Raw genomic sequence first — 25,536 nt, forward strand, 5'->3', positions numbered from 1 at the left:
CGACTCACGACAGGAGCACGTCATCGTGACCCGACCGCCCGCACACGACCACGCCGCCGAGCAGGCCGTGATCGGCGCTGCGCTGCTCAACCCGTCCGTCGTCGCCGACCTCGCCGCGACGCTCACGCCGGCCGACTTCCACCGGCCCGCGCACGGCCGACTGTGGGAAACGCTCTGCGCGATGCACGCCGCCGGCGAACCCGTCGACCCGATCGCCCTGGCCGCCCGACTCGCCGCAACCGGCGACCTCGCCAAGGTCGGCGGCGCCCCGTACATCCACACGCTGATTGCCGCCGTGCCCACCACCGCGAACGCAGGCCACTACGCCCGCATCGTCGCCGACCACGCCCGGCGCCGCCAGGTCGCCAACCTCGGCGTCTACTTCGCCGAAAAGGTCGACCAAGGCGCCGACGTTGCCGACATTCTCGCCACCGGCCGCGCGATGCTCGACCACGCCGCCACCGGCACCCAGTGGGCACCGCTGATCCCTCTCGGCGACCGCCGGCACCTCCCCGAGTTCCCGGCCTACGTGCTGCCCGAATGGGTCGCCGAGCACGTCTACGCCGTCGCCGAGTTCACCCAAACCCCCGTCGACCTCGCCGGCTGCATCGCCCTGGCCGCCCTGTCCACCGCCGCCGGGGGCCGCGCCGACCCGCCCTCCATGGGAGCGGGCCGCCGCCCGGCCCGCCACGTCAGGCGAACCTTGACGCACATACGGACGCTGGCGGGCCGGGCGGTGGTCTGCTCGGCTTGCCCGGGTCGGTGGCAGGCGGGATGGCCCTGCACCACCACCCAGCCTCACAGGGTCGACTAACAGAGCGTTACTACGCCTCGATACGTCCGCCCCCGTCAACCCGATCAGCACGTGGAGCTATTCGTGGTGCGAAATGCAGGCCACCACGGAAAGGCAGGAACACCAGGGAAGAAGTTTTTGCAGCTAGAGCGCCTGCCGAAACCAGAGACAAAGAGGTTAACGCCACTTCTAATCCCAAGGCCGCAGGTTCGAATCCTGCCGGGCGCACCACCATCGCAGCAGGTCGACGGGCTTGCCGCAGGGCTCTGCCCCCGAACCCCGACCCGATCAGCCGCAGATCACCTTGCCGGGCACCACAAGGGCTACCAGCCGCCCCGGCCGGCAAGGCTGGACGGTCTACGACTGCCCGGCAAGGAGATGGCTCTCCGTGGCCGTCGCATGTACCCGTGGCGCAGGGCTCGCGCGTCCCCTGCGGTCAGGCCGCATCAGGTGTCGAAAGGCGGGATTCGCCAAACGGTCGCAGAGAAGGACTTCCCGTCCCAGACGTCAGCAGCGAACACATCCTCTGCGACACCCAGCGTCGTCTCCACCTCAACGTCGCCGGCTTCTGACGGTGGATTCAGGCTGATCCACGCTAGAGGGCTGAGCTCGCCGGAGCACAGCAGCATCCCATGCTCGGAGGTTTTCACGAGGACCCGCTGGTCGCTGAGGAAACTTCCGTACAGGTCGAATGCGAAGTTCTCGATTGCCAGATCATCGGCGTGGAGCCGAGCGAAGATACGCCGGCTCGGCCATTCCAGGACGGAAATTTCGTCGTCGAAGCTGGGGTGAGGCATGAGCAGGAGACGATCTCCGGACGGTGCGAAGCTCGCCGCAACCACGTCTTCGGCGACAAGCTCCACCTTGACCCTGTCGCCCAGCACCTGAGCGACATAGATCAAGGTGCCGTCCTGCCCCATACCCGCGTCCAGAACCACCGATCCGTCGTGCGGATGTGGCACGGCGGACACGCCGGCATCCACCGCATCAAGAAGAACGGCCTGGTCAAGGATGTCTACCGAGCTCAGATCCACCAGGTACACCAGATGCTCGCCCTTGGCGTCGTACTCGCGGCCCTGGTATTCAAGTCGTTCGAGTCTCGGCGCGGTGACGAGCAGACGGCCGTTCGGCAGCATCGTTGCGGAATCCGCTGCCGCAACATCGACCGCGACTGCCCGCCCTGCCGTCACGATGATGACCGAACGGGTGTCGGTGACGACGACGGTCATCAGGTCCGGAGTTGCCGCGAGAAGCTTGGCTGTCGGCGGCACGTCCAGGACCAGCCGCCGGATGGGCTGCAACTGTTCGTCCAGCACGCTGACTGCTCCGTCGAGCAAGCGGTACCTGACCACCGGCCCAAGCGACAGCGGCGCAAGATCATGGCCTAGCCGCAGATCTGGGAGTCGACCTATCCGTTCCGCTGCGATCCGATGCACTTGATCATCCTGCCAGCATCGGACGAGTGGCGATCGACCTCGTAGCTCGCTGCCGCACAGCCGAACGCGTGGTCGTACAGCCGAGACAGCTTCCGGGCCCGACGCGGGCCGACCACTACGGACAGGCTGACCAGGGGAAGGTGACCTGACCGCAGCGTGCATCTGCTCACGGGGGTCACCGAGCAGGACGGCCGCCGACGCCGGGACAACCTGGGCGTCTTCCTCACCGAGGAGGCGAGGCGACTGGTCGAGCCCCACGTCGCGAGCTGCTGGGTCGAACCCCTTCCGGTGGTGCTCAGGTCTCAACATCCCGCAGCAAGGGCGGTTGACGTTTTCCGCCGACGTGACGGCGGTGCCGACTGCGGTCCGTCGACCACGGTCATCCCTTCAACGGCACCTGGATCGCCTTCCACTCAGGATGCCCTTGCCAGCGGACCCACAGCTCGCGCGGCCTCTGCGAGGGCCACCAATAGGTGATCTTGAACCGCCTCTCCTGGCCTGGGGCCATCTGAAGAGTCTTCAACTGACCCTTGAAGGAACAACCTCGGCCGATCCGCGACTCGTCGATCTCGACGTTCCGGGCGGTGGCGGTGCCGATGTTGCACAGGGCATAGAGGTAGTGCCCCTTGAACTCGATCCACCAGGCAACGTATGGGGGCTCCTGAGCCAACGCCTCCTGAACCGCCTCGATCTCGGTCGGGGCGTGGCTCGACGCTGACTGTCCGCCGGCCAGCCTCAACGATTCCCGGGCGATAGCTACCTGCTCTTCCGCTGCGGCAGCCTGCCGGACTCCGGCCTGGGCGGAGATCTCGGCCGACCGCGCCGAGGCCCTGGAGGATCTGGCGGAGCTGATGGGGATGATCGTGCCGACTGCGGAGAGTCCAAGGGCGGACCAGGCGGGAGCGTCACCCCAGTCGATGGCCATGGCTGCCAGTATTGCCAGGCCGGTCAACGGTCGGCCGGCAGCGCGTTCGCATCCTGCCGGGCGCACCACAGATGGTCAGCGGAGCCGGACGTCGAGGGTCGGGAAGTCGTACCAGCTCAGTTCGAAGGACGACCCGGCCTCCGGGACCGCCGGGAACACGCCCCAGCTCTCCACCCGCTTGCCGGGCGCGATGCTGAAGGACTCGTCGGGTCGCGTCGTGGTGCACCAGGTGGACTCGGGACGCACGGTCCGGCCGTCCGACAGGACGATCCGTGAGGAGGTCCGGTCGACCTCGACGGTCGGGCAGCTCACCGGCCACGCGACGGATGAGTCGTTGCGGTACGTGAGGTTCAGCCGCAGCTTGCCGCCGGTGGTCTCCGCGCTGACGAGCGTGACGGTCAGCCCCGCCCGGCTGTAGACCAGCTCGTCGAGCGGGTAGGTCCGGGCTGCCGGCTGCGACGACGACGGACCCGAGCCGGTGGCCGCAGAGCCCGCCGGCTGGCCGCCAGTGGTGGCAGCGCCAGTGCTCGCGGCGACCGGCCCGGACGCGGTGGGGTCGACCGGCCCGGATGCGGTGCGGTCGGCCAGGTACCAGCCGCCGAGGGTGCCGACCACGGCGAGGCATGCCGTCACGGCGATGACGGCGAGCAGGCCCACGTACCTCTTCTGCACGGTCGGCTCCCGGCTCGGTGCGGCGACGATGGCGCGAAGGTAGCACCACGGTCCAATGTCGGCGGTACGCCGGAGGCAGGGCGTAGCGTCGGGGCATGGACGTCGACTGGAACGGTGAGCTGCTCGAACAGCTCGACTGGCACTGGCGGGGGCAGGCCCGCCCGCGCCTCGACGGGCTGACCGACGCCGAATACCACTGGGAGCCCGTCCCCGACGCCTGGGGCGTCCGGCCGCGCGGGCGGAGCACCGCCCCGATGGCGCTCGGGCAGGGCGACCACCTGATCGAGTTCGCGTCGCCGCAGCCCGAGCCCGCGCCCGTCACCACGATCGCCTGGCGGCTCGGGCACGTCGTCGTGGGGGTGTTCGGCGCCCGCGTCGCCGCCCACTTCGGCGGTCCCCCGGTGGACTACGGCTCCTTCGCGTACGCCGGCACCGCCGACGCGGCGCTGGCGCAGCTCGACGAGGCGTACGACCGGTGGGTCGCCGGGGTGCGCGGCCTGGGCCGCGAGGGCCTGGCCCGGCCGTGCGGCCCGGCGGAGGGGCCCTACGCGGACCGGTCGCTGGCGACGCTCGTCCTGCACATCAACCGGGAGGCCATCCACCACCTCGCCGAGATCGCGCTGCTGCGCGACCTGCACCTGCGACTCGGCTGACCCCGGCGGGCGACCGCGGGGCACCCGGGCCGGCCCCGGGTGCCATATGCTGCGCCGGTTGTCACGGGGGCACGGGGAGGACCACATGCGACGCTGGTTGGGCGTCACGGCTTCGGCTGCGCTGGTCGCGGCGGCGGTGAGCGGGTGCGGCACGCCGGCCGGCACGGACGGGGACCTGACCGACGACTGGCGGCCGGTGGCCGAGGCCCGCCAGTTCGCGCCGCAGGCCGGCGAGTGCCACGTGGTCGCCGAGCCGTCCGCCTACCTCACCAGCCACCAGCCGGTCGACTGCGCGAAGGCGCACCTGGTCGAGACGTTCCACATCGGCACGTTCACCGGCGACCTCGCCGCCCGCCCGATCCCTCCCCGCGTCGGGTCGGCGGCGATGCGGGGCGCGTTCGCCGAGTGCGACGCCAAGGCCAAGGAGTTCGTCGGCGGCGACTGGCGCGACGCCCGCCTGTCGGTGCAGGTGGCGCCCACGTCGCCGGCCGGCTGGACGGGCGGCAGCAGGTGGTACCGGTGCGACCTGTTCGAGCTCGACGCGGTGAGCGGCGCCAACGGCGACAACGACCGGCCTGTCAACCGGGCGGGCAGCCTGCGGGGCGTGCTGAAGGCGGCCACCCCGCTGCGGTACGGCTGCGCCGAGGCAGACGAGTGGGGACACCTGCTGACGGTGGCGTGCACGAAGGTCCACCGCTACGAGTACGTGGGCGTGTGGACCGCCCCGGACGTGTCCTACGAGGACGCCATGAAGGACGAGAAGGCCGTCCACGCGCAGTGCCGGCCGGTCATCGCCCGCTACGCGAAGGTGCCGGTCGACGGCATGCTCCGCTACCGCACGGGCAGCACGTACCGCTTCCCGTCCGAGGAGGCGTGGGCGCGCGGCGACCGCGGGGTCCGCTGCTGGTACTGGTCCAGCGGGAAGAAGCTGACCCGGTCGATCGCCGGCGGGGGAACGAAGGCCCTGCCGATCAACTGACCGGGCGTCCGCGGGGGCAGCTCGGGCAGGTCACTGTATCTGTCGGCGGTTCAAACCCGCACCGGGAAGGGCTGACGGACCGGCGACACAGCATGCACCGAGGGTGATCACGGGCGGGTGCTCGTGCTATTCTCCGGCGTCGATCTCGCCGCGCGGACCCGATCGGGTCGTTGTCGCAGAAGGACGCCGCTTCCCCGATGCCGGCCGATGCCGCCCCCAGCACGTCGCCGACCACGCTGGACACTCCGGCCGGCGGCGCCTTCGCCCTCATCTTCACCCGGACGCCGGCGCTGCTGCGGCTGACCTGCGGTCTGGTCGGCGCGGTGGTCGCCCTGTCGGTGCGCACCCCGCCCGTCGAGCCGGCGCTGCTGGTTCCGGCCGTGGCGGCGCTGACCGCCTGGTCGGTCTGGTACGCGGTCCGCGCGCTGCGGCACGGCATCGGCGGCGCGCTGCTGGTCGGCGACGTGGCCGCGACCACCGCCGCCTGCCTGGCGATGCCGGTGCTGGTGGCCCCGGAGGTGCTTCCCGGCGAGGTGAGCTGGATCGCGGTGCTGGCCAGCACCACGGTGATCAACGCGCAGTTGAGCGGCGCGGTCCGGTGGTCGGTCCCGGCGGGGCTGCTGGTGACCGTCGCCTACGCGACCGGCGCGCACGCCGCCGGTCAACCCGACGAGGCCGCCGCGCACGCGGCGGCGCTGCTGGTGCAGACGGCCTGTGCCGCGCTGATGACCGCCATCATGCGGCGGCGGATCGACCGGGCCGACGGCGCCTTCGTCGCGCACCAGCGGCTCACCCGGGAGGCGCTGGTCGCCCGGACCGCCCGCGAGGCGGAGCGGCGGCAGAACCGGGACCTGCACGACACGGTGCTGGCCACGCTGACGATGGTCGGGCTCGGCGCGGTCGCCGGTCCGTCCGCCGCGCTGCGCGAGCGGTGTGCCGCCGACCTGCGTACCCTCACCGCGCTGGCCGACGCGCGGACGACTCCCGCCGGGGGGCGGGTGCCGCTGGACGAGCGGCTGCGGGCGGTGCGCGCCCGGTTGCCGGAGCTGCCGGTCACCACCGAGCTGGCGCCCTGCGCGGTGCCGGCGCCGGTGGCGGAGGCGCTCGCCGAGAGCGCGTACGCGGCGTTGTCCAACGTGGCCCGGCACGCGCCCGGCGCGACCGCCGCGCTGCGGCTGGCCCGGGTCGACGGCACCGTCGTGGTCGAGGTCGCCGACGACGGTCCCGGTTTCGACCCGGCCGCCGTCCCGGCGCACCGGTACGGACTGCGCGAGTCCGTACGCGGCCGGACGTCCGCGGTCGGTGGGCGCGCCGAGATCGACTCCCAGCCCGGCGCCGGCACCCGGATCCGGTTGGAGTGGTCCGGTGTCGACTGAGACGACGACCGCGTCGGCGCGGGCGGTGCCGGCAGCGCGTACGCCCGGCGGAGGTCCGCTCCCGGCGGACCCGGCGGCGGCCGTGGCCGCCGCCTCCGACGGGGGCGCACGGATCGTGGCGGTGGTCATCGCGCTGGCCTGGCACGCGGCGATCGCGCTGCCCGCGGCACTGGCCGCGCGGGCGGAACTCGCCGCGCCGGCGGTGGTCCTGGCCGGCTGGCTGCTCGTGGCGGCGGTCGGGGTGCTGGCCGGCCTCCGGCTGCTGCGCGGCGCTCCCCTGCCGGCCTGGCCGCTGGCCGCGTTGCTGCTGGTGGTCGACCCGGTGGTCTTCGCCGCGGCCGGCGAGCGGCAGCTCTTCACCGCCGCGAACTGGGTGTGGGGCACCCTCGGCTGGTTCTTCGTGGTGGTGCTGTGGGGGCGGCGGGCGGCCGGGCTGCTCGCCGTGCTGGGCGCGCACTCGCTGATCGCGCTGGCCGGGGTGCTCGGTCACGGCGCGACCGCCCCCGCCGACCTGGCCCGGTACGCGATGTACGTCTACGCCACCGCGACGCTCCAGGTGGGGGTCTTCGTGGGCAGCACGGCGATCGCGCGGCTGGCCCGGCAGCGGGCCGGCGCGGCGGCGGCCGCCCACGCGGCGGAGGCCGAACGGGACGCCGCCGAACGGGCCCGGCGGGAACGGCGCGCCCGCCTGACGCTGGTCAGCGGCGCCGCCGAAGAGGTGCTCGCGGAGCTGGCCGACGGCCGGGCGGACCCGGCCGACCCGGACGTGCAGCGGCGGGCGGTGCTGGCCGCCGCCCGGCTGCGCAGGCTCATCGCCGAGTCCGACGACGTGCCCGACCCGCTGCTGCACGAGCTGCGGGCCGCCGCCGACCTGGCTGACCGCAACGGGCTGCCGATCGACCTGGTGACGATCGGCGACCCGCCGCCCCTGCCGGTGCAGGTGCGCCGCCGGCTGGCCGACCCGCTCACCGCGCTCCTGGCCGACGCCCGGGGCTGGGCCCGGCTGACCGTGGTCGCCGGGCCCGACGAGGTGGTGGTCAGCCTGGTCACGCCCGACCGGCCCGGTCCCGACACCGCCGGACCGCCGGGCGACGACGGGCGGGTGGAGTACCTCTACGAGCGGGACGGGGAGATCAGATGGGCGCAGACCCGGTGGCGGGGGTGACCGGCGGTCGACCCGTCGGCGTGGCGATCGTGGACGACCACCCGGTCGTCATCGAGGGGGTCCGCGGCTGGCTGGCCGCCGAGCCCCGGCTGACGGTGCTGGCGACCGGCGACGACCCGGACGCCGTGCTGCGGGTCGCCCCCGACGCCGACGTGGTACTGCTCGACCTGCGGCTGCACGGGCGGATGGCCCTGGACAAGCTCGCCGAGCTGAGCGCGGCCGGTCGGCGGGTGGTGGTCTACTCGGAGCACACCGACCCGCAGACGATGCTCGCCGCCCTGGACGCCGGGGCGGTCGCGTTCCTGGCCAAGCACGAGGGGCGGGAGCACTGCGTGGCCACCGTGCTGGCCGCCGCCAGCGACCGCCCGTACGTGCCGCCGGCGCTCGCCGGGGCGATCGTGGGTGACTCCCGCCCGGACCGGCCCGCCCTGTCCGACAAGGAACGCGAGGCGCTGCTGCTGTGGTTCCAGTCGATGTCGAAGGCTTCGGTGGCCCGTCGGATGCGGATCAGCGAGCACACCGTGAAGCAGTACGTCGACCGGGCGCGGATCAAATACACCCGAGCGGGGCGCCCGGCCGCCACCAAGGCGGCGCTGCTCGCCCGGGCGATCGAGGACGGCCTAGTCCGGCCGGAGGAGATCGGCATCTATCGGTCACAGGCTTCCTACGACCGGCCGACCCCCTAACGGGCGTCATGACAGCCGGCCGGGGGTCGGCGACGCTCGTCATGAGATGCCGTCGGCACCGGAGGTCATGACGATGCACGATGACGCGTCCCCCTTCTTCATCGCCCCGCACCGCTTCGACGCGGACGACGAGGTGGCCCCGGCGCTGGACCGGCGGCACGAGCTGGTCGTCGAGGCCGGCGAGCGGGTGCTCGCCCGGCACCGGCTGCACGCCTCGGGGCACCTGCTCGGCCCGACCGAGGCGCGGCGGCGGTGGACGCTGCCCGAGCCGGTGGCGGTGACCGTCACCGACCGGCGGATCGCGTACGTCGGCGGCGGGCCGCAGCTCGCCCTGGTCGACGGGGCCGGTGACGGCGCGCGGCACCGCCGGGGCGTCCGGCTGCCGGGCCTGGTCAGCGGTCAGATCCGCTGGCAGTGGCCGTCCCGCCTGGAGCTGCTGGCGGCGGGGCCCGCGGAGCCCGCCCGTCTGCTGGTGGTCTGCGACGCGCTGCGCACCATCCAGCAGCCGGCCCTCGGCCTCGCTGGCCCCGCCGGGGAGGTCGTCGAGCTGACCCGGCGGGTGCGCCGGGCGGTGGCGGGGTTCCGGCTGGCCCACCCCGAGTTGGTGGACCTCTCGCCGCCCGAGCGTGACGTGCTGGTGGTGCGGGCCGGGGCCGGGCCGGGCGCCGGCGAGGCCCGGATCACCCTGCCCGGGTCGCTGCCGGTCGAGTTCCACTCCCGGGACGACTACTACCGGCCGGGACGCTTCGACCGTGGGTGGCACGGGCCCGCAGCCGGCGCAGCATCCGGGCATCGGTGAAGCCGACGGTGCGGGCGGCCGCCTCCACGGTGGCCCCGTGCCCGATGAGGTGCTCGGCGCGTTCCACCCGCAGCAGCTGCTGGTAGCCGAGCGGCGTCAGCCCGGTGGCCTGCCGGAACAGTCGGGTCAGCGTCCGCTCGGCCACCCCGCCGGCGGCGGCCAGGTCGGCCAGCGGCAGCGGCTCGGCGAACCGGCGGTCGATCAGGTCCTGCACCCGGTGCACCGCGTCGGAGAGGTGGGACCGGTGCCGCATCATGGCGCCGGCCTGCGGTTCGTGACCGTTGCGCCGGGAGTGCACGACGAGGGTGCGGGCGATCCGGGCCGCCACCGCCGGCCCGTGCCGGGTGGCCACGAGGTGCAGCGCCACGTCGATGCCGCTGGCGATGCCGGCGGAGGTGACCACCCGCTCGTCGACCACGTAGAGCACGTCGCGGACCACCCGCGCCGCCGGGAACCGGCGGGCCAGGTCGTCCTGCACGTCGTGGTGGGTGGTGCAGTGCCGGCCGTCGAGCAGGCCGGCCCGGCCGAGGGCGTACGCGCCGGCGCAGACGCTGGCGACGGTGCCCCCGCCGGCGTGGTGGTCGGCCAGCCGCCGCAGGTCGTCCGCCCCGACCGGCCCCTGCGGTCCGTGCGCGCGCAGCCGCCATCCGGGTACGACCACCAGGTCGTCGCGGGTCAGCTCGGGCCACCGGAGCCCGGCCACCAGCGGTACGCCCTGCACGGTCGGCACTACCTCCCGGTCGGCGACGTAGTGCAGCCGGTAGTCGTACCCGAGATCGGCGGCGGTGGAGAAGACCTGGGCCGGGCCGGCGAGGTCCAGCAGGTGCAGCTGCGGGACGAGCAGGAAGACGACCCGGGGCATCGGCTCAGGCCCGCGCGCCGGCCGGGACCGCGCCGGTCACCTCGGCCACGGTGCGGATGGTGGCGAAGCGGCCGGCGAGGGCGTACTCGGTGCGGGCGGTCATCTCCTCGTTCGACAGGGTGCGCGGGTCGGCGAGGATCTCCTCCTGCGTGGCCGTGGCCGGCAGGTCCCGGTGCGGGGTCGGGAAGGTCACCGTCGCGTCCGTCACGAAGGTCACCTGGTAGCCGAGGTCGCAGCCGACCCGGGCGGTGGTCTCGACGCACTGTTCGGTGCGGATGCCGCAGACGGTGATCTCGCGGACGCCCGCCGTCGTCAGCACCTGCTGGAGGTTGGTGGTGGTGAAGGCGTTGTGCGACGTCTTCACCAGCGTCGGTTCCCCGGGGGCGGCCGACAGCCCTTCGATCAGGCGGACGTGCCCGCTGGCCGGGTCGAAGACCCCGCCGGTGCCCGGCTCGGCGTGCAGGACCCAGACGACCAGGTCGCCGCGCTCGCGGGCGGCGCCGACGAGCCGGCCGACCTGGCCCACGATGTCGGGGTTCGAGGCGTACGCCCAGACGGGGCGGCGGCGGAAGGACTCCTGGACGTCGATGACGACGAGTGCTGATCTGCTCATGGGTTGAATCCTCGCCGGGCGCGCGTCGGCGCGGCAGGCACCATCCCGCCCCGCTGCGGAACGATCCGGCCACCCCGCCGAGATGGGGGCGTGGGAGTTCGGGTCAGGCGTCGGGGTTGACCGCGGCGGCCCGGCGGCGGACCTCCAGGGCGGCGGCCTCCTCCAGGGTGGGCGCGGTGCCGCCGAGGTGCACCGGCAGCCACCAGGTGTCGTCGGGGCCGGCGGGCGCGTCGGGGTAGTTCCGCTGGGCCCGGTCGACCAGCGCGCTCAGCCGCGTCTTCAGGTCGACGGTCATCGCGTTGGCGTCCGGGTAGTCGGCCGGGTCCATCGGCTCGCCGATCAGGATGGTGATCGGGGTGTGCCGGCGGGTGAGGGTGCGCGGCCGGCCCTTGGTCCAGAGCCGCTGGGTGCCCCAGAGCGCCATCGGCAGCACCGGCACACCGGCCTCGGACGCCATCCGGGTGGTCCCGCTCTTGAGCTCCTTGACCGTGAACGACCGGCTGATCGTGGCCTCCGGGAAGACGCCGACCACCTCACCGCGCTTCAGTGCGCTGACCGCCGTCGCGTACGACCCGGCACCCGCCCGCCGGTCCACCGGGATGTGCCGCATGCCCCGCATCAGCGGGCCGGACACCTTGTGCGTGAAGACGGACTTCTTGGCCATGAACCGCACCAGCCGCTTCGACTCCTGCGCGCCCAGCCCGCAGAAGATGAAGTCGAGGTAGCTGACGTGGTTGCTCGCCAGCACCGCTCCGCCCGTACGCGGGACGTGGTGGGCGCCCTCGATGGTGATCTTCAGGTCGAGGACCCGGAACATCGTCTTGGCGGCGGCGATCACGGGCGGGTACACGAGTTCCGGCATGGCGCGAACTTACCCTGCCAGGCTGAACCCCATGCCGACCCGCCGGGCCAGCGTGGCGGGCCGGTCCCCGCCCGCCCGTGCCGGCCAGCCAGGGCCTTCTGCGTGGTCACCGTCTCGATGATGGGCTGGCCGACGACGAACTGGCCGATGCCGTCGCGGCCGGCCGGCGGCGCCCGGTCCGCCCGGTCGCCGCCGGCCCCACGCACGCGGCTCGCGCTAGTCGGTGAGCCGGTGCATGTCGAGGCGGCCCCGGGCGAACGCGTCGACGCGACCCCACCGGCCCGGGATGTCCAGCACCTCGATGCGGCCCATCCCGATCGGCAGCCGGGGCTCCACCGCGAGGTGCCCCTCGTGCGGCTCCAGGCCGAGCATCGTGCGCAGCAGCAGCAGCGGCGTGCCGGTCGACCAGGCCTGCGGGCTGCACGCCGTCGGGTACTCCACCGGGAACTTGGTCAGCTCGCGGGGGTAGCCCCCGAACGCCTCCGGCAACCGGCCCTCGAAGTAGGTGGCCGCGTCGAGGATGCCGCTGGCGATGACCGCCGCCTCCTCGGCGAAGCCGTACCGGCGCAGGCCCCAGGCGATGAACGAGTTGTCGAACGGCCAGATCGTGCCGTTGTGGTAGCCGATCGGGTTGTAGCGGACCTCGCCCTCGGCCAGCGTCCGCACCCCCCAGCCGGTGAAGAGCCGGGGACCGACCAGGTGCTCGGCGATCTTCTCGGCCCGGTCGTGGTCGACGATGCCGCTCCAGAGCAGGTGGCCGATGTTGGAGCTGAGCACGTCGCACTGGCGGCCGTCCGGGTCCAGGGCCAGGGCGTAGTACTGGCCGTCCTCCACCCAGAAGTCCCGGTTGAACCGCTCCTTCAGCGCCGCCGCCTCCCGCTCCAGCCGGTCGGCGAAATCGGGGTCACCCCAGAACTCGCGGGCCAGGCGGGCAGCCCGCAGCTTCGCGTCGTACGCGTACCCCTGCACCTCGCAGGTGGCCCGGGGGAACGGCGGCAGCGTGCCGTCACGGTAGGAGATGGAGTCCCAGGAGTCCTTCCAGCACTGGTTCTCCAGGCCGGTGTCGGTGTTGCGCCGCTCGTACCAGATGTAGCCGCTGCCGACCAGGTCGGCGTAGTCGTCGATCCACCTCAGCGCGGCCCGGCACTCCCGCTCCAGCTCCATGACCAGCCCGGTGTCCCCGCTCCACTTCTCGTACTCGTCGAGCAGCACCAGGAACAGCGGGGTCGCGTCCACCGACCCGTAGTACGGCGAGTGCGGCTGTTCCTCGAAGGCGGCCGTCTCGCCGTAGCGCATCTCGTGCAGGATCCGGCCCGGGTCCTCGTCGCGGAAGTCGTCGAACCGGGTGCCCTGGAGGGAGGCCAGGATCCGCAGCGTGGTCTTCGACAGGTCCGGCGTGAACGGCAGCGTCTGCAGGCAGGTCAGGATGCTGTCGCGGCCGAACATGGTCATGAACCAGGGCAGGCCGGCGGCCGGCAGCGACGCCCCGCCGAGGGAGAGCGGCGAGAAGCGCAGCGCGGCCAGGTCGATCAGGCTGCGCCGGTACGTCGAGGCGACCCGGTCGTGCTGGCTGTTGACCTTGGGGGCCCGGGCGATCCACTCCTCGAGGTCGTGCTGGAGCGCGAGCCGCTCGGTGGTGTGTGCCCGCAGGCCCATCCGCAGGTCCCGCCCGCCCGGGGAGAGCGCCATGGTCCTGACGTCGATCTCGGACTCCCACCGCTCGTTGGGCTGGAGGTGGATGGAGTAGGCGAAGCCCTTGCGGTCGTACCGCGGTGCCGGGGACGCGGAGATCAACGTCTCCCGGATGAAGTTGCCCCGCCGGTAGCCCAGGCGCAGCCGGTCCGACTCGACCTCCGTGTAGATCTCGCCCTTCTTGTTGAGGATCTCGTCCTTGACCTGGAACAGATCGGCGAAGTCGGACGCCGCCTCCATCCTGATCTCCAGGTCGACCGGCTTCTCGTCGTGGTTGAGGATGGTGAGCGTCTCCCGGAAGCTGCCCCCCACCGCCCGCTCCCGGATGATCGAGAGCTTGGCGTCGATGTAGTGCGTCGCCATCCCCGGCACCAGGAAGAAGCGGGCCTCGTAGTACTGGAGGTCGTCGTACGACAGGGGGGTGAGCCGGTCGCCGTTCACCGTCAGCACCCACGTCGACAGGAAGCGGGTGTCCAGGGAGAAGAACCCGGTCGGCTCGCTCGGTGTCGCCTCGATGTCCCCGGTTTCCTCCGACACCACGAAGGTGCTGCCGTCCAGGATCCGGACCGTGTTGCTCTGTGCCATCACCGCACCTCCCGATGGACCTCGAAATGCCGGCGTGGTCCGCGGGCGTCCGGATGGCCGGGGAAGAGCCGCTCCAGCTGCACCACCAGTCGGAGGTCCCCGCTCACCGTCATGTCCCCCCGCAGCAGCGCCGCCACCCCGTGCTCGCGGCCGGCGGCGAGGTCCTCGAAGAGGTCGGGGCTGGTGCCGAGCACCGTGTCGGCCTCCTGGTCCTCCCGGCTCACCTGCAGGTGCCCGTGGTCGATCCGCAGCAGCCAGTGCGTCGTGTGCGCCCCCTCGTGCAGGTCCAGGCGCAGGGTTCCCGAGGACTTCGCCAGCAGGGGGTCGTACCCCCGCCGGTCGAGGTCCTCGAAGAACCTCGTCGTCGCGTCCACCATCGGGTCATCTCCTCCCCGTCGGTCAATGTCCCGAGCAGGGGGTCCCCGTCCGGTGCCGGGCCAACCTCGCCCGGATCGGGTGAGTCGCCCCCATCCGGCGCGTCGCGACGCAGCGGCTCGCTCCCCCGTGCCGGGCCGCACCGGCTAGATCACCAGGGTGTCGTAGCGGCCCTTCCACCGGCGGACGTGGCCACGCCACCCGGCGAGCAGCGCGATGACGGTCCAGCCGACGCCGCCGAGGAGCAGTGCCGCCAGCATGCCGCCGGAGTCGACCCGGTCGGCGACCTCAAGCTCGACCACCCCGTCCGGGTCGGTGAGCACGGCGAGCCTGTCGCCGACCTGGTAGCCGGGATTGCTGCCCTGGTAGACCAGCGGCTCATCGAGGCGCCCGTCGGCACCCTGGAGCGTGAACGCGTGCCGCTTGCCGACGACCTGCACGTCGACGATCGTCACCTCCTGGCGGACGCCGCGCGTCTCCAGCACCGCCTCTGGGGCCAGTTGCACCGATCCCACGAGGACGAACAGGGCCGGAATAACCGCGAGGAAGGCCAGCCACGCTGCCCGGTGCAGCAGACGTACGGCGAACACGAAGGCCAGGCAGAGAAGCAGGCCGGTGACGATCGGGACGACCGTCGCGCCGACCGCCACGTACGCGACGGCGGTGTTCAACCCGATCACGACCAGACCGAGCAGCACCACCAGCATCGTCGTCGTGATCGACCTGCCGGCCGACCAGGCTCCCGCCATCGGTCCGGAACTCGTTGCCGCGGATGATGCCGTCATGGTGCGTCGCTCGTGGGGTCGCCATCCGGTCGACGGGATCCGGCCTGGTGTGGGGGGCTCTGCAGACACGGCAGGATCATAGGACTGGCAGCCCACCCGGGGCCGACGTCCCGGAGCGGGCGGACCCCCGCCAGCAGGCCGATGCCGTTCGGCCACCTCCGGGCGCCGCGCGCGAAGGTAGCCGTCGGCGAGTGTCGCCCGGGGCGTCGGCGCCACGCCCATCACGGCGAAGACGCGACGCCGGCTCCCGCTTCGGGGAGCCGGCGCGCCGCGGCGGACGGTCAGTTGTTCGGTTCGTCGGCGCTGATGTCGGCGAGCACCGACTGCGGCTCTCGCTCCACGGCGAGGTCGCCCATCGAGACCAGGCCGACCAGCCGCCCGTCGTCGATGACCGGCAACCGGCGGACGGCGTAGGTCCGCATCAGGTCGGCGGCGGCCACCGCGTCGTCGTACTGGCTCACCGTGATCACGTCCTTGCTGGTGACCCGGTTGAGCGGCGTCGAGTTCGGGTCCAGGTTCTCGGCCACGCCCCGGACCGTGATGTCCCGGTCCGTCACGATGCCGATGACGTCGTCGCCGTCGGTCACCACCACGTCGCCGATGGCGCTGTCGCGCATCTCCTGCGCGGCGGCGGTCAGCGTGTCGTTGCCGTCCATCGTCACCAACCGGGTCGTCATGAACTCTCCGACCGTTGTCATGGTGCTCCCCTCTCGGTGTCGGCACCGCCGTCTACCCGCCGACCGGACGGGGTAACGCGACGCGCCTCGGGCGAGCCCGGGTCAGGTGGTCCCACCGACGGACGCGACGGGCCCCCGCCGAAGCCGGCGGGGGCCCGGGGAAGGCGCGTCGGTCAGCGGCGCTCGGCGGCGACCAGCTCGGCGAGCTGCACCGCGTTGAGCGCGGCGCCCTTGCGCAGGTTGTCGTTGGAGCAGAACAGGGCGAGGCCGTGCTCGACGGTCTCGTCGGCGCGGATCCGCCCGACGTAGGTCGGGTCCTGCCCGGCGGCCTGCAACGGGGTCGGCACGTCGGCGAGCGCCACGCCGGGGGTGCCGTCGAGCAGCTCGCGGGCCCGCTGCGGGGTGATCGGGCGGGCGAAGCGGGCGTTGATCTGGAGCGAGTGGCCGGTGAACACGGGCACCCGGACGCAGGTGCCGGAGACGCGCAGCCCGGGGATCTCCAGGATGCGGCGGCTCTCGTTGCGCAGCTTCTGCTCCTCGTCGGTCTCGAAGCTGCCGTCGTCGACGATCGAGCCGGCCAGCGGGAGCACGTTGAAGGCGATCGGCCGGGCGAAGGAGCGGGGGGCCGGGAACTCCACGGCCGCGCCGTCGAAGGCGAGGCCGGCGGCGTGCTCGGCGACCTTGCGGACCTGCTCGTCGAGCTCGGCGACGCCGGCCAGGCCCGCGCCGGAGACCGCCTGGTACGTCGAGACGACCAGGCTGACCAGCTCCGCCTCGGCGTGCAGCGGGCGCAGCACGGGCATCGCGGCCATCGTCGTGCAGTTCGGGTTGGCGATGATCCCCTTGGGGCGTACGGCGGCGGCGTGCGGGTTGACCTCGGCGACGACCAGCGGCACCTCGGGGTCCATCCGGAACGCCGAGGAGTTGTCGATGACGACGGCCCCGGCGGCGGCGACCCGCGGCGCGAGTTCCTTCGCGGTGCCCTTGCCGGCGGAGAAGAGCACGATGTCGAGCCCCGAGTAGTCGGCGGTGGCCGCGTCCTCCACGGTCACCTCGCCGTCCCGCCAGGGCAGGGTGCGCCCGGCCGACCGCGCCGAGGCGAACAACCGCACCTGCTCCGCCGGGAACTCCCGCTCCGCCAGCACCTGCCGCATCACGCCACCGACCTGGCCGGTGGCCCCCACAATGCCGATCCTCATGCCCGCGAGGCTACCCAGCCCGGCCACCCGGCCGGGAACGCTTTCCCACCGACCGGGCCGGCGGCGGCCCCGCCCGGCGGTGGCCGTCGTCACCCGGGCGGCCGCCGGGACGGAACGACGGCGCCGGACGGGCCGGTGGGACGGAAGAATCGTGGGCCGGCGGGACGGCTCGCCGAAGCATCCACGTCGGCCGCCCGGCCACGGCCACGGCACCGGCCGGGGGCGGCGCGACCGAAGTCACACCGCCCCCGCCGGTCAGGAGGCGGGCTCGACCAGCTCACCCAGGCCGGTGGCGACGAGTTCGTCGCGGATCACCGCGGCGTCGCCCTCCACCACGAGGGCCAGCTCCTCCGGGCGCAGGTGCGCGGCGGCCGCCGCCGAGACCTCCGCCACGTCGGCGGCGAGCAGCGACTCCCGCAGCCGGGCGTGGTAGTCGTCCGGCAGGTCGTGCACGACCAGGGTGGTCAGCGCGGAGGCGATCGCCCGGGGGGTCTGCAGCTCGACCGAGAGCTGCCCGGCCCGCCAGGAGCGCGCGACCGCCAGCTCATCCTCGGTCACCCCGGTCTCCCGGGTACGGGTGATCTCCCCGACCGCCTCGACGACGGCCGGCGCGGTGACCGCCGTCTGCACACTGGAGCTGACCCCGAACCGGCCGAACCGGCGGGCCGAGGCGAAGTCGCCCCGGATGCCGTACGTGTAGCCGCGCACCTCGCGGATCAGGTGGTTGAGCCGGGAGGTGAACGCCCCGCCGAGCACCGTGCCGGCGAGCGTCATCGGCACGTGGTCGGGGTGGGCGCGGTGCGGCGACGGGTGGCCCAGCCGCAGCGTGGACTGCACCGAGCCGGGCCGGTCCACCAGGATGATCCGCCGGCCGGAACGGGTCGGCACCTCGATCGGGCCGCCCCGGTCGACCGGCCCGCCGCCGGTGCCGCCGAACGCCGCCGCGCCGAGCGCGTCCAGGTCCAGCCGGTCCAGGTCACCGGCGACGATCAGCGTGCCGGGGCGGATGAACCACTCGGAGTGGAAGACGGTGACGTCCTCGGCGTCCAGCGCGGCCACCGACTCCGGGTCGCCGTAGAGGGGGCGGCCCCAGCGGTTTCCGGCGCCGAACAGGTCCGCGCGCAGCGCCGCGTCGGCCCGCGGGCCGGGGTTGGCCCAGTCCATCCGCAGCGCGGTCGCCTCGTCGTCGCGAACCCGCCGGACGTCGTCCGGGTCCAGCTTCGGGGTGCGCACCGCCTCGGCGAGCAGCTCCACGGCGGCGCTCAGCCGTTCCACCGGCACCTGCACGCTGACCTGGAAGGAGTCCCAGTCCAGCCCGATCACCAGCTCGGTGCCGAGCCCCTCGATCGCCAGCGCGTACGCCGTCGCGTCGCGCTGCGCGGTCCCCTCCTCCAGGGCCTTGGCGAGCACCGCGCCGAGCCCTTCCTTGCCGGTCGGCTCGCGGCCGGCGCCCGCGTCGAGCAGCAGCAGCGCCACGGCCAGGTTCTGCCCGGGCAGGTGCGCGGCGACCACCTGACCACCCGCCACCGTGCGGCGGACCACCTGCGGGAACCGGTACGGGCGGGCGGCGCCCGGCCCGGGACGGTCAGCGATCAGCGTCATCAGGGCTTCTCCTCGGGCAGGTAGGTCAGGGTCACCCGGTCGTCGGCGGCGAGCACCTCGGCGGCGGCCTCGGCGATCTGCTCGGCGGTCACCGCGAGCCAGGCCGGCAGTCGCTCCGCGGCCTTCGCCGGGTCGCCGAACTGGGTGGCGTAGCGCCCCAGCGTGTCCGCCCGGCCGTCCACCGTGGACATCTGCCGCCACCAGGAGGTGCTCAGCAGGGACTTGGCCCGGTCCAGCTCGGTGGCGGTGACCGGGACGGTCACCAGTTCGTCGACCACCTCGGCCAGCCCGGCGGCCAGCCGTTCGGCGCTCACCCCGGGGCGGGCCGTGGCGGTGGCGATCAGCGGCGCGGGGGCGTGCGCCAGGTCCACCCCGTACGCCCCGACCAGGTCGGGCTGGGCGATCCGCTCCCCGTCGGCGAGGCGCTGGTAGAGGCGGCTGCCCCGGCCGCTGCCCAGCACGGTGGCGAGCACCGTCACCACGTCGTAGCCGGGGCTGCCGAAGAGGTGGGTGCGGTGCGCGACGTAGACGCGCGGCGCCGGCACGTCGGCGGTGACCGTCTCCACGGCGGGTCGGCCGGTGGCCGGGACGCTCCGGCCGTCCGGCGCGGACGGAATCTCCGCGCGGGGCGGGATCGCGCCGAAGTACTTGTCGGCCAGTGCGAACACCTCGGCGGCCGAGGCGTCGCCCACCACGGTGAGCACCGCGTTGTTGGGCGCGTAGTAGGTCCGGTGGAACGCCTGGAAGGTGTCCAGGTCGGCGGCGTTCAGGTCGGCCATCGACCCGATCGTGGCGTGGTGGTAGGGGTGCCCGGGCGGATAGAGCAGCGGCAGCAGCCGCAGCCAGGCGTCGCCGTAGGGCACGTTCTCGTAGCGCTGGCGCCGCTCGTTCTTGACCACGTCCCGCTGGTTGTCCAGCGTCTCCTGGGTCAGCGCGGGGACCAGGCCGCCCATCCGGTCCGCCTCCAGCCACAGCGCCAGTTCCAGGTGCTCGGCGGGGACGGTCTCGAAGTAGTTGGTGCGGTCCGGGTTGGTGGTGGCGTTGAGGGAACCGCCCGCGCCCTGTACCAGCTTCATGTGCTCGGTCTTCGCCACGTTGGCCGAGCCCTCGAACATCAGGTGCTCGAAGAGGTGGGCGAAGCCCGTCTGCCCCGCGGGTTCGTGCCGGGAGCCGACGTCGTACCAGAGGTTCACGGCGACCGCGGGGGCGGTGCGGTCCTCACTCACCACCACGCGCAGGCCGTTGTCCAGTCGGGTGGTCTCGATGGGCCAGGGGTAACCGCTGTCGGGCATGGCACGACGCTATCCGATCAGGTACGCGGGAAGGGGACGCGCCGCACGTGGCGAGGCATCGACCGCCGGCGGCCGGGTACCGGGGGAGGATGCCGCCTGCCGCCACCGTGACCGACCGGGCCGCCGTCGCGGTCGACCGCGCGACCGCCGCCCTGACCCGGCTGCGCCGGGCCCGCCTGCTGCACCCCGCGGGCCGCTCGTTCGCGGGCGAGGTGGTCGTCTGGGGTACGCCGGGACCGCCGACCGGGGTGCCGCTGCTGGACGACCCGGGTCGCTTCCGGGCGACCGTCCGGCTCTCCAAGGGCGTGCCCACCCCCGGCGGCTGGCCGGACGTGCTGGGGCTGGCCGTGCGGCTGCACCTCGACGCCGGCCGGCCGTTCGACCTGCTGGTCAGTTCCAGCGGGGCCGCGCCGCTGCTGCGGAACCTGCCGCTGCCCCGGCGGCGCTTCGCGGGGACGTACAGCACGATCATGCCGTTCCGCGCGGGCCGGCGGCGGCTCTTCCTGGCCGCCCTGGCCGACCCGGAGTCGCCCGACCTGGGCCGCAGCCTGGCCGAGGTGGCCGCCGCGGCCCGGGCGGACGCGCCGCGCCTAGCGCTCGCGGTCGCGTCCGCCGTCGGGCCGTGGCGGCCGTTCGGCCAGGTCGTCCTCGGTGCCCAGCTCAGCGCCCGGGAGGACGCCGCGCTGGCCTTCGACCCGATCGGCAACCTGCCGCCCGGACTGCGGGCGGTCGGCCCGATCGCCTGGCTGCGGGAGCACACCTACCGGGGCTCCCGACGGGCCCGGGGTGCCGTAGCTCAGTCGGGGGGTTCGACGGGGGTCACCGTCTGATCGGAGGTACGCCGCTCCAGCACGGTGTCCGGAGCGGCGTTGCGGTCCTCCTCCCGGATGTCGGACTCGGCGAGGATGGCTTCCGCCTGCGCCTGGGGGTCGTCGCTGCCGACCGCCGCCTCCTCGGGCAGCAGGTGGGCGCGGGACTCCACCCGTTCCTGGTCGCTCTGCTCGTGACTCATGACCGCCCACATACCCCGCCGCCGCCTCCGGCACGCCGCATGATCGCGCCCGGCCCGGCGGGAGGGCCGCCCGCACCGGGCGGGGGCGGGCCGGCGCGCAGGTGGAGGCGGGCCGGCGCGGGCGGGGGCACAGGCGGGCCGGTCAGGAGCGGAACGGGCCGCGCACCTCGTAGGTGACGCCCCCGGAGGAGGAGCCGGACGTGCCGCGCTGCGACGAGAAGTAGAACCGGCTGCCGTCGGGCGAGAACGCCGGCCCGCAGATCTCCGACGAGGACTGGCCGGTGATCCGCAGGAACGGGGCGACCACCCCGGTCGGCGTGATCACGTTGATCTCCATGTTGCCGCCGTCCTCGGCGACGTAGAGGTCGCCCGAGCGGGCCCCGGTGATGTTGTCCACCCCGGTCAGCGGCGCCGTCCCGGAGACCAGCGAGTCGTCGTACGCCAGGTCGATGCGCTGGTCGACCGCGTCGTAGGCCCAGACCCGGTTGTCGCCCTTGGTGGTGAACCAGCAGGTGCCGTCCGCGTACCAGCAGCCCTCGCCGCCGTTGAACTTCTTCGCGCCCGCGACCTGGTCGCGGGTGAGCGTGGGCGAGCCGTCCGGGTCGGGCACCCGCGCCCAGCTCACCGGGCCGCTGGTGCCCGTGCCGGCGACCAGCACCTCCAGCGTGCCGGCGGAGAGGTCACCCCAGGTGGTCGGACGGAACCGGTAGAAGCAGCCGCTGGTCTCGTCCTCCGTGAGGTAGACGACCCGGCGGTCCGGGTCGCAGGCGGCGGCCTCGTGGTTGAACCGCCCCATGGCGGCCCGCCGCACCCCGGCCCGGTCGCCCTGCGGGTACGTCTCGTAGACGTACCCCCGGCTGACCTCCTCGCCGGAGAGCCAGGTCCCCCACGGCGTCGCGCCGCCCGCGCAGTTGCGGTTGGTGTTCGACAGGATGCGGTACGCCGAGACGACGCTGCCGTCGGCGGCGAAGCGCACCGCGGACGCCCCGCCGGTGGTGAGGATCTCGGAGTTCGAGACGTAGATCCAGCCCGTGCCGGCGACGAAGCAGGCGCCGCCGTCGGGCGCGTCGTGCCAGGTGTACGACGTGCCGGGCACCGTCTGCCGGGAGCGGGCGATCACCCGGCTGGTGAAGCCGGCGGGCAGTTGGATGCCGTTGGCGTCGGCCGCGCCGAGCGGCCCGTAGGGGCTGGCACCGGGCTGAGCAGGGGCGGCGTGGGCGGCGCCGGCCCAGAGACTGCCGGAGAAGGCGGCGGCGCCGCCGAGGACGGTGGCGCGCAGGACGGTACGACGGTCCATCGGGAACCTCCGGAGAACAGCGGTCGGTGTCGATGAAACTACCGCCGCAGACATCGACGAAGGTGAACGCAAGGCGAGTCTTTCCCGACGACCCGGGTGGACCTTCCCGCACGGTCGGGTACGCTGGGCCGCGTGACGCGTTCGTATCGATGGTTTAGGCAGCCGGCTCGCACGCCGGTGACTTCACCATGATCTGACGTCACCACATTCGAGCCGGCCGGGCAGGAGCTCTCGTTCCTGCCCTTTTGCGTACGAGCAGCCGGCTCGACCCGGGCACCGGCCCCGGGGCACGGTCGGCGGAAGGATTCCCACCGTGACGACCCCGGAGACCGTTCGGGTCAGCGACCAGCGGATCGACCGCGTCGTGCCGCTGACCACCCCGGCCCTGCTGCACCACGAGCTGCCCCTCGACGACACGCTCGCCTCGGCCGTGCTGGCCGGGCGACGCGCGGTCGGCCGGGTGCTGGACGGCGCCGACGACCGCCTCCTGGTGGTGGTCGGCCCGTGCTCGGTGCACGACCCGGCCGCCGCCCTGGAGTACGCCCACCGGCTGCGCGCCGCCGCCGCCCGGGTGGCCGACGACCTGCTGGTGGTGATGCGGGTCTACTTCGAGAAGCCGCGCTCGACGGTGGGCTGGAAGGGCCTGATCAACGACCCCGGGCTGGACGGCTCCGGCGACGTCAACACCGGCCTGCGTACCGCCCGCGCGCTCCTGCTCGACGTGCTGCGCCTGGGGCTTCCCGTCGGCTGCGAGTTCCTCGACCCGATCACCCCGCAGTACATCGCCGACACGGTGGCGTGGGGCGCGATCGGCGCGCGGACGGTGGAGAGCCAGGTGCACCGGCAGCTCGCCTCCGGCCTGTCGATGCCGATCGGCATGAAGAACCGTCCGGACGGCAGCATCGGCACCGCCGTGGACGCCATCCGGGCCGCCGGCGTACCGCACGTCTTCCCCGGCATCGACTTCTCCGGCACGCCGGCGATCCTGCACACCCGGGGCAACGCGGACGGGCACCTGGTGCTGCGCGGCGGGGGCGGCCGGCCGAACTACGACGCGGAGTCGGTGGCGGGCGCCCTGGAGCTGCTGCGCGCGGCCGGGCTCCCGGAGCGCGTGGTGATCGACGCGAGCCACGCCAACAGCGGCAAGGACCACCGCAACCAGCCGAAGGTGGCGGCCGACGTGGCCGCCCAGCTCGACGCCGGCCAGCGCGGCATCGTCGGGATCATGCTGGAGAGCTTCCTGCTCGCCGGCCGCCAGGATCTCGACCCGACCCGCGAGCTGACGTACGGCCAGTCGGTCACCGACGCCTGCATCGGCTGGGACAGCACCGAGGAGGTCCTCACCCACCTGGCCGCCGCCGTCCGCACCCGCCGCCGCACCCCCGCCCCCACCCCCGCCTGACCCGACTCTCCCCCACCCGCCCCGGGCCGGCCCGCCCGGGCCAGGCCTGGCCTGGCCTGGCCTGGCCTGGCGATCATGAGATTGGCGGCGAAGTCGATCTCCGTTTCTGCCGCCAACCTCATGATCACCCAGAACAGTGCGACGGGGGCAGCGCGGCCGGGAGCAGGGCGGCAGGAGGCGAGGGGGCGGGGACGGGGTGCGGCGGGACAGGGGAAGGTGGGAGAGACAACGCCGCCCCCGGGCCCGGAGGCTCGGGGGCGGCGCTGGTGTCGGTGTGCAGGTCGCCTCTCGGCGAGTGGCGCGACGCGGCTCCAGCCGAACGGTATTCCGCGAAGGCAATTTGGGTGAGGCCCGGGGACACTGGACACACCGACACCTGACTCAACGGGCGACCCGCCGCCGGTGTTCCGGCCCCCACCATGACCGCCGTCACAGCCCCGACGGCCACCACCCGGGTCAGCGGGCGCCGGTCGCGCGGTGACGTTTGACCGATTCGGACGCGGGTAGCTGACCGACGTGACCGACGACGCACCTGTGACGGACGCGCCCGTGATCGAGGAGCCGGACACCCGACGCCTCGACGAGCTGCTCGAGGATCTCTACCACGGCCAGGAGCGGATCAGTCAGGCGGACATCTACCGCCGGGCCGTCGCCGCCGAGCTTCCCGCGCAGCTCCTCACCCGCATCGCCGCCCTGCCCGGGGGCGAGTACGCCGTGGACGAGGTGGCCGACCTGCTCGGCGGTTCGGTCACCTGACGCCCCGCGGCTCCGGTCGGGCCGTCGGCGCGGCCCGACCGGGTCGTGCCGGCCCCTCGTCCGCGAGGCGAGACGCGCCACCCGTCCCCCGGGGGCGGCCGGCCTTCCCGCACCGGAGGTCGACGAGCAGTGAGGAGAGCGACATGTCCCACCACGAGGAAGAGCACGAGAAGCTGCCGGCGCTCGGTCAACCAGCCGAGGGCCGGGACACCCTGCCGGAGCCCGACTTCGCCAACGAGCACGACCGCACTGCGGTCGACCGGGACATCATCACCGGGGCGGACGCCGACGAGCGCGAGCCGGAGGCCTCCCGGGGCTGGGCCGGCGAGGACCACGGCACCACCCCGACCTGACGCTCCGGCGGCCGACGAGGCACGCCGAAGGACGGCGAGGACGGCACGACCAGGGGACGGCACGACCAGGGGACGGCACGACGAAGGACGACACGAGGACGGTACGACGGAGGGGGCCGGCTGCGCGCCGGCCCCCTTCCGTACGTCGTCAGTCCTCGTCGTGGTCGCCGCCCTCGGCCACCTGCTGGGCCACCGCGTACGCCATCTGGAGGAAGTCCGAGGCGGCCACGGCGGTCAGCGCGGTCGCCACCAGCCGGGTGAGCCGGGGAGCGAGCACCAGCCCGCCGGTGAGCCCGGTGGCGACCCAGACGGCGAGGCAGAACGGGCAGCTCAGCAGCTCCCCGATCGCGTGCCGGGTGGAGCTGCCCTGGTCACGTACCTGCTCCATCACCTCGCCGCTGCCGATCGGCTTGTCGTACCGGGTGAACGGGGCCCGCAACGGGCTCGTCACCGCGTCCTTCGACAGCAGCCGGCTGAGCTTGTGGGTGGCGATGGCAAGCAGCACCACGTCGGCCGGGGCGGGACGCTCGGGCACCGGGCGGCCGGTCGCCTTCACCAGACCGGCGATGCCGGCGGTCACCCCGGCGTAGGTTCCCATCGCAACCAGGTAGCCGCCCAGCGGCCGGTGCTCGTGCGGCGCGTACGCCTGGCGCAGCCGCGCCACCTTCTCCTTCAGGGCGGTCACCCG

Annotated in this window: 26 protein-coding genes and 1 pseudogene; 11 read left to right on the plus strand and 16 right to left on the minus strand. The window is 73.6% G+C overall.

The features are described from left to right. Positions 1 to 25 precede the first annotated feature (25 nt). Positions 26 to 652 (plus strand): annotated as a pseudogene (locus AB0G13_RS01690) (DnaB-like helicase N-terminal domain-containing protein); the annotation flags it as partial. Between the two features lie 587 nt (positions 653 to 1,239). Here AB0G13_RS01690 and AB0G13_RS01695 read toward each other — a convergent pair. The 3 genes from AB0G13_RS01695 to AB0G13_RS01705 all read right to left on the minus strand — a co-directional run bounded on the left by AB0G13_RS01695 (position 1,240) and on the right by AB0G13_RS01705 (position 3,826). Beyond that, on the minus strand, positions 1,240 to 2,109 hold the full coding sequence (locus tag AB0G13_RS01695) for a hypothetical protein (protein WP_357867308.1): 870 nt from the start codon (positions 2,107 to 2,109) through the stop codon (positions 1,240 to 1,242). Positions 2,110 to 2,608: 499 nt separating this feature from the next. Then, on the minus strand, positions 2,609 to 3,154 hold the full coding sequence (locus AB0G13_RS01700) for a hypothetical protein (protein ID WP_357867311.1): 546 nt from the start codon (positions 3,152 to 3,154) through the stop codon (positions 2,609 to 2,611). 75 nt (positions 3,155 to 3,229) lie between these two features. Next, entirely contained in the window at positions 3,230 to 3,826 is a 597-nt protein-coding gene (locus AB0G13_RS01705) for a hypothetical protein (protein WP_357867314.1), read from the minus strand. 95 nt (positions 3,827 to 3,921) lie between these two features. Between AB0G13_RS01705 and AB0G13_RS01710 the strand changes: the two genes are divergently transcribed. The 6 genes from AB0G13_RS01710 to AB0G13_RS01735 all read left to right on the plus strand — a co-directional run bounded on the left by AB0G13_RS01710 (position 3,922) and on the right by AB0G13_RS01735 (position 9,484). Beyond that, a complete protein-coding gene (locus AB0G13_RS01710) occupies positions 3,922 to 4,479 on the plus strand; it encodes a DinB family protein (RefSeq protein ID WP_357867317.1) in 558 nt (185 codons plus the stop codon). 85 nt (positions 4,480 to 4,564) lie between these two features. Then, entirely contained in the window at positions 4,565 to 5,458 is an 894-nt protein-coding gene (locus AB0G13_RS01715) for a septum formation family protein (protein WP_357867320.1), read from the plus strand. Positions 5,459 to 5,655: 197 nt separating this feature from the next. Next, positions 5,656 to 6,834 (plus strand): ATP-binding protein, encoded by a 1,179-nt coding sequence (locus tag AB0G13_RS01720; protein ID WP_357867492.1) that lies wholly within the window; start codon positions 5,656 to 5,658, stop codon positions 6,832 to 6,834. Between the two features lie 25 nt (positions 6,835 to 6,859). Continuing rightward, positions 6,860 to 7,999 (plus strand): hypothetical protein, encoded by a 1,140-nt coding sequence (locus AB0G13_RS01725; protein WP_357867495.1) that lies wholly within the window; start codon positions 6,860 to 6,862, stop codon positions 7,997 to 7,999. Then, on the plus strand, positions 7,972 to 8,685 hold the full coding sequence (locus AB0G13_RS01730) for a response regulator transcription factor (protein ID WP_357867323.1): 714 nt from the start codon (positions 7,972 to 7,974) through the stop codon (positions 8,683 to 8,685). The genes AB0G13_RS01725 and AB0G13_RS01730 overlap by 28 nt, the downstream gene beginning before the upstream one ends. A 73-nt stretch (positions 8,686 to 8,758) precedes the next feature. Further along, entirely contained in the window at positions 8,759 to 9,484 is a 726-nt protein-coding gene (locus AB0G13_RS01735; RefSeq protein ID WP_357867326.1) for a hypothetical protein, read from the plus strand. Here AB0G13_RS01735 and AB0G13_RS01740 read toward each other — a convergent pair. From AB0G13_RS01740 to AB0G13_RS01785, 10 genes are all read right to left on the minus strand, one after another. Beyond that, positions 9,366 to 10,346, minus strand: a complete 981-nt coding sequence (locus tag AB0G13_RS01740) for a DJ-1/PfpI family protein (protein ID WP_357867329.1) — start codon at positions 10,344 to 10,346, stop codon at positions 9,366 to 9,368. The genes AB0G13_RS01735 and AB0G13_RS01740 overlap by 119 nt on opposite strands. 4 nt (positions 10,347 to 10,350) lie before the next feature. After that, positions 10,351 to 10,959 (minus strand): isochorismatase family protein, encoded by a 609-nt coding sequence (locus tag AB0G13_RS01745; protein WP_357867332.1) that lies wholly within the window; start codon positions 10,957 to 10,959, stop codon positions 10,351 to 10,353. Between the two features lie 103 nt (positions 10,960 to 11,062). Continuing rightward, a complete protein-coding gene (locus AB0G13_RS01750) occupies positions 11,063 to 11,821 on the minus strand; it encodes a lysophospholipid acyltransferase family protein (protein ID WP_357867334.1) in 759 nt (252 codons plus the stop codon). A gap of 216 nt (positions 11,822 to 12,037) precedes the next feature. Next, complete coding sequence (locus AB0G13_RS01755; protein ID WP_357867337.1) at positions 12,038 to 14,098, minus strand: glycogen debranching N-terminal domain-containing protein; 2,061 nt, start codon at positions 14,096 to 14,098, stop codon at positions 12,038 to 12,040. Next, a complete protein-coding gene (locus AB0G13_RS01760; RefSeq protein ID WP_357867340.1) occupies positions 14,098 to 14,475 on the minus strand; it encodes an SCP2 sterol-binding domain-containing protein in 378 nt (125 codons plus the stop codon). Before AB0G13_RS01760 ends, AB0G13_RS01755 begins: the two co-directional genes overlap by 1 nt. Positions 14,476 to 14,619: 144 nt before the next feature. Beyond that, positions 14,620 to 15,222, minus strand: coding sequence for a hypothetical protein (locus AB0G13_RS01765; RefSeq protein ID WP_357867343.1), 603 nt, complete (start codon positions 15,220 to 15,222; stop codon positions 14,620 to 14,622). A 317-nt stretch (positions 15,223 to 15,539) separates the two neighbouring features. Then, positions 15,540 to 15,956 carry a CBS domain-containing protein gene (locus AB0G13_RS01770; RefSeq protein ID WP_357867346.1) on the minus strand — a complete coding sequence of 139 codons (417 nt, stop codon included), beginning with the start codon at positions 15,954 to 15,956 and terminating at the stop codon, positions 15,540 to 15,542. Between the two features lie 152 nt (positions 15,957 to 16,108). After that, positions 16,109 to 17,134: an aspartate-semialdehyde dehydrogenase gene (locus AB0G13_RS01775; protein ID WP_357867349.1), complete on the minus strand. Its 1,026-nt coding sequence runs from the start codon at positions 17,132 to 17,134 to the stop codon at positions 16,109 to 16,111. 255 nt (positions 17,135 to 17,389) lie between these two features. Beyond that, complete coding sequence (locus tag AB0G13_RS01780) at positions 17,390 to 18,736, minus strand: insulinase family protein (RefSeq protein ID WP_357867352.1); 1,347 nt, start codon at positions 18,734 to 18,736, stop codon at positions 17,390 to 17,392. Then, complete coding sequence (locus AB0G13_RS01785; RefSeq protein ID WP_357867357.1) at positions 18,736 to 20,028, minus strand: pitrilysin family protein; 1,293 nt, start codon at positions 20,026 to 20,028, stop codon at positions 18,736 to 18,738. Before AB0G13_RS01785 ends, AB0G13_RS01780 begins: the two co-directional genes overlap by 1 nt. Before the next feature lie 89 nt (positions 20,029 to 20,117). Between AB0G13_RS01785 and AB0G13_RS01790 the strand changes: the two genes are divergently transcribed. After that, positions 20,118 to 20,858, plus strand: coding sequence for a phosphodiesterase (locus AB0G13_RS01790; protein ID WP_357867360.1), 741 nt, complete (start codon positions 20,118 to 20,120; stop codon positions 20,856 to 20,858). Here AB0G13_RS01790 and AB0G13_RS01795 read toward each other — a convergent pair. Next, the gene (locus AB0G13_RS01795; protein WP_357867363.1) at positions 20,825 to 21,040 is read right to left on the minus strand and encodes a hypothetical protein; all 216 of its coding nucleotides are present in this window, start codon (positions 21,038 to 21,040) and stop codon (positions 20,825 to 20,827) included. The two genes, AB0G13_RS01790 and AB0G13_RS01795, sit on opposite strands and share 34 nt — an antisense overlap. Positions 21,041 to 21,182: 142 nt before the next feature. Beyond that, entirely contained in the window at positions 21,183 to 22,337 is a 1,155-nt protein-coding gene (locus AB0G13_RS01800; protein WP_357867366.1) for an alkaline phosphatase PhoX, read from the minus strand. 304 nt (positions 22,338 to 22,641) lie between these two features. Here AB0G13_RS01800 and AB0G13_RS01805 point away from each other — a divergent pair, with 304 nt between their 5' ends. The 3 genes from AB0G13_RS01805 (at position 22,642) to AB0G13_RS01815 (ending at position 24,848) form a co-directional block, all read left to right on the plus strand. Further along, positions 22,642 to 23,739 carry a 3-deoxy-7-phosphoheptulonate synthase gene (locus AB0G13_RS01805; RefSeq protein ID WP_357867498.1) on the plus strand — a complete coding sequence of 366 codons (1,098 nt, stop codon included), beginning with the start codon at positions 22,642 to 22,644 and terminating at the stop codon, positions 23,737 to 23,739. Between the two features lie 507 nt (positions 23,740 to 24,246). Continuing rightward, a complete protein-coding gene (locus tag AB0G13_RS01810) occupies positions 24,247 to 24,495 on the plus strand; it encodes a hypothetical protein (protein ID WP_357867501.1) in 249 nt (82 codons plus the stop codon). Positions 24,496 to 24,638: 143 nt separating this feature from the next. Further along, complete coding sequence (locus AB0G13_RS01815; protein ID WP_357867369.1) at positions 24,639 to 24,848, plus strand: hypothetical protein; 210 nt, start codon at positions 24,639 to 24,641, stop codon at positions 24,846 to 24,848. Positions 24,849 to 24,996: 148 nt separating this feature from the next. Here the strand turns inward: AB0G13_RS01815 and AB0G13_RS01820 are convergent, their stop codons facing one another. Beyond that, positions 24,997 to 25,533, minus strand: a complete 537-nt coding sequence (locus AB0G13_RS01820) for a DUF1360 domain-containing protein (protein ID WP_357867372.1) — start codon at positions 25,531 to 25,533, stop codon at positions 24,997 to 24,999. Positions 25,534 to 25,536 lie beyond the last annotated feature (3 nt).

The organism is Micromonospora sp. NPDC023633 (assembly GCF_040640035.1).
Lineage (GTDB): Bacteria > Actinomycetota > Actinomycetes > Mycobacteriales > Micromonosporaceae > Micromonospora.

Bases quoted from the DNA above. Each gene is read 5' to 3' on its own strand.
- AB0G13_RS01785 (WP_357867357.1), bottom strand. From the start codon at position 20,028: ATGCCCGACAGCGGTTACCCCTGGCCCATCGAGACCACCCGACTGGAC.
- AB0G13_RS01700 (WP_357867311.1), bottom strand. From the start codon at position 3,154: ATGGCCATCGACTGGGGTGACGCTCCCGCCTGGTCCGCCCTTGGACTC.
- AB0G13_RS01780 (WP_357867352.1), bottom strand. From the start codon at position 18,736: ATGACGCTGATCGCTGACCGTCCCGGGCCGGGCGCCGCCCGCCCGTAC.
- AB0G13_RS01720 (WP_357867492.1), top strand. From the start codon at position 5,656: ATGCCGGCCGATGCCGCCCCCAGCACGTCGCCGACCACGCTGGACACT.
- AB0G13_RS01730 (WP_357867323.1), top strand. From the start codon at position 7,972: ATGGGCGCAGACCCGGTGGCGGGGGTGACCGGCGGTCGACCCGTCGGC.
- AB0G13_RS01775 (WP_357867349.1), bottom strand. From the start codon at position 17,134: ATGAGGATCGGCATTGTGGGGGCCACCGGCCAGGTCGGTGGCGTGATG.
- AB0G13_RS01770 (WP_357867346.1), bottom strand. From the start codon at position 15,956: ATGACAACGGTCGGAGAGTTCATGACGACCCGGTTGGTGACGATGGAC.
- AB0G13_RS01750 (WP_357867334.1), bottom strand. From the start codon at position 11,821: ATGCCGGAACTCGTGTACCCGCCCGTGATCGCCGCCGCCAAGACGATG.
- AB0G13_RS01765 (WP_357867343.1), bottom strand. From the start codon at position 15,222: ATGGCGGGAGCCTGGTCGGCCGGCAGGTCGATCACGACGACGATGCTG.
- AB0G13_RS01715 (WP_357867320.1), top strand. From the start codon at position 4,565: ATGCGACGCTGGTTGGGCGTCACGGCTTCGGCTGCGCTGGTCGCGGCG.
- AB0G13_RS01790 (WP_357867360.1), top strand. From the start codon at position 20,118: ATGCCGCCTGCCGCCACCGTGACCGACCGGGCCGCCGTCGCGGTCGAC.
- AB0G13_RS01795 (WP_357867363.1), bottom strand. From the start codon at position 21,040: ATGAGTCACGAGCAGAGCGACCAGGAACGGGTGGAGTCCCGCGCCCAC.
- AB0G13_RS01710 (WP_357867317.1), top strand. From the start codon at position 3,922: ATGGACGTCGACTGGAACGGTGAGCTGCTCGAACAGCTCGACTGGCAC.
- AB0G13_RS01755 (WP_357867337.1), bottom strand. From the start codon at position 14,098: ATGGCACAGAGCAACACGGTCCGGATCCTGGACGGCAGCACCTTCGTG.
- AB0G13_RS01815 (WP_357867369.1), top strand. From the start codon at position 24,639: ATGTCCCACCACGAGGAAGAGCACGAGAAGCTGCCGGCGCTCGGTCAA.
- AB0G13_RS01735 (WP_357867326.1), top strand. From the start codon at position 8,759: ATGCACGATGACGCGTCCCCCTTCTTCATCGCCCCGCACCGCTTCGAC.
- AB0G13_RS01745 (WP_357867332.1), bottom strand. From the start codon at position 10,959: ATGAGCAGATCAGCACTCGTCGTCATCGACGTCCAGGAGTCCTTCCGC.
- AB0G13_RS01800 (WP_357867366.1), bottom strand. From the start codon at position 22,337: ATGGACCGTCGTACCGTCCTGCGCGCCACCGTCCTCGGCGGCGCCGCC.
- AB0G13_RS01760 (WP_357867340.1), bottom strand. From the start codon at position 14,475: ATGGTGGACGCGACGACGAGGTTCTTCGAGGACCTCGACCGGCGGGGG.
- AB0G13_RS01740 (WP_357867329.1), bottom strand. From the start codon at position 10,346: ATGCCCCGGGTCGTCTTCCTGCTCGTCCCGCAGCTGCACCTGCTGGAC.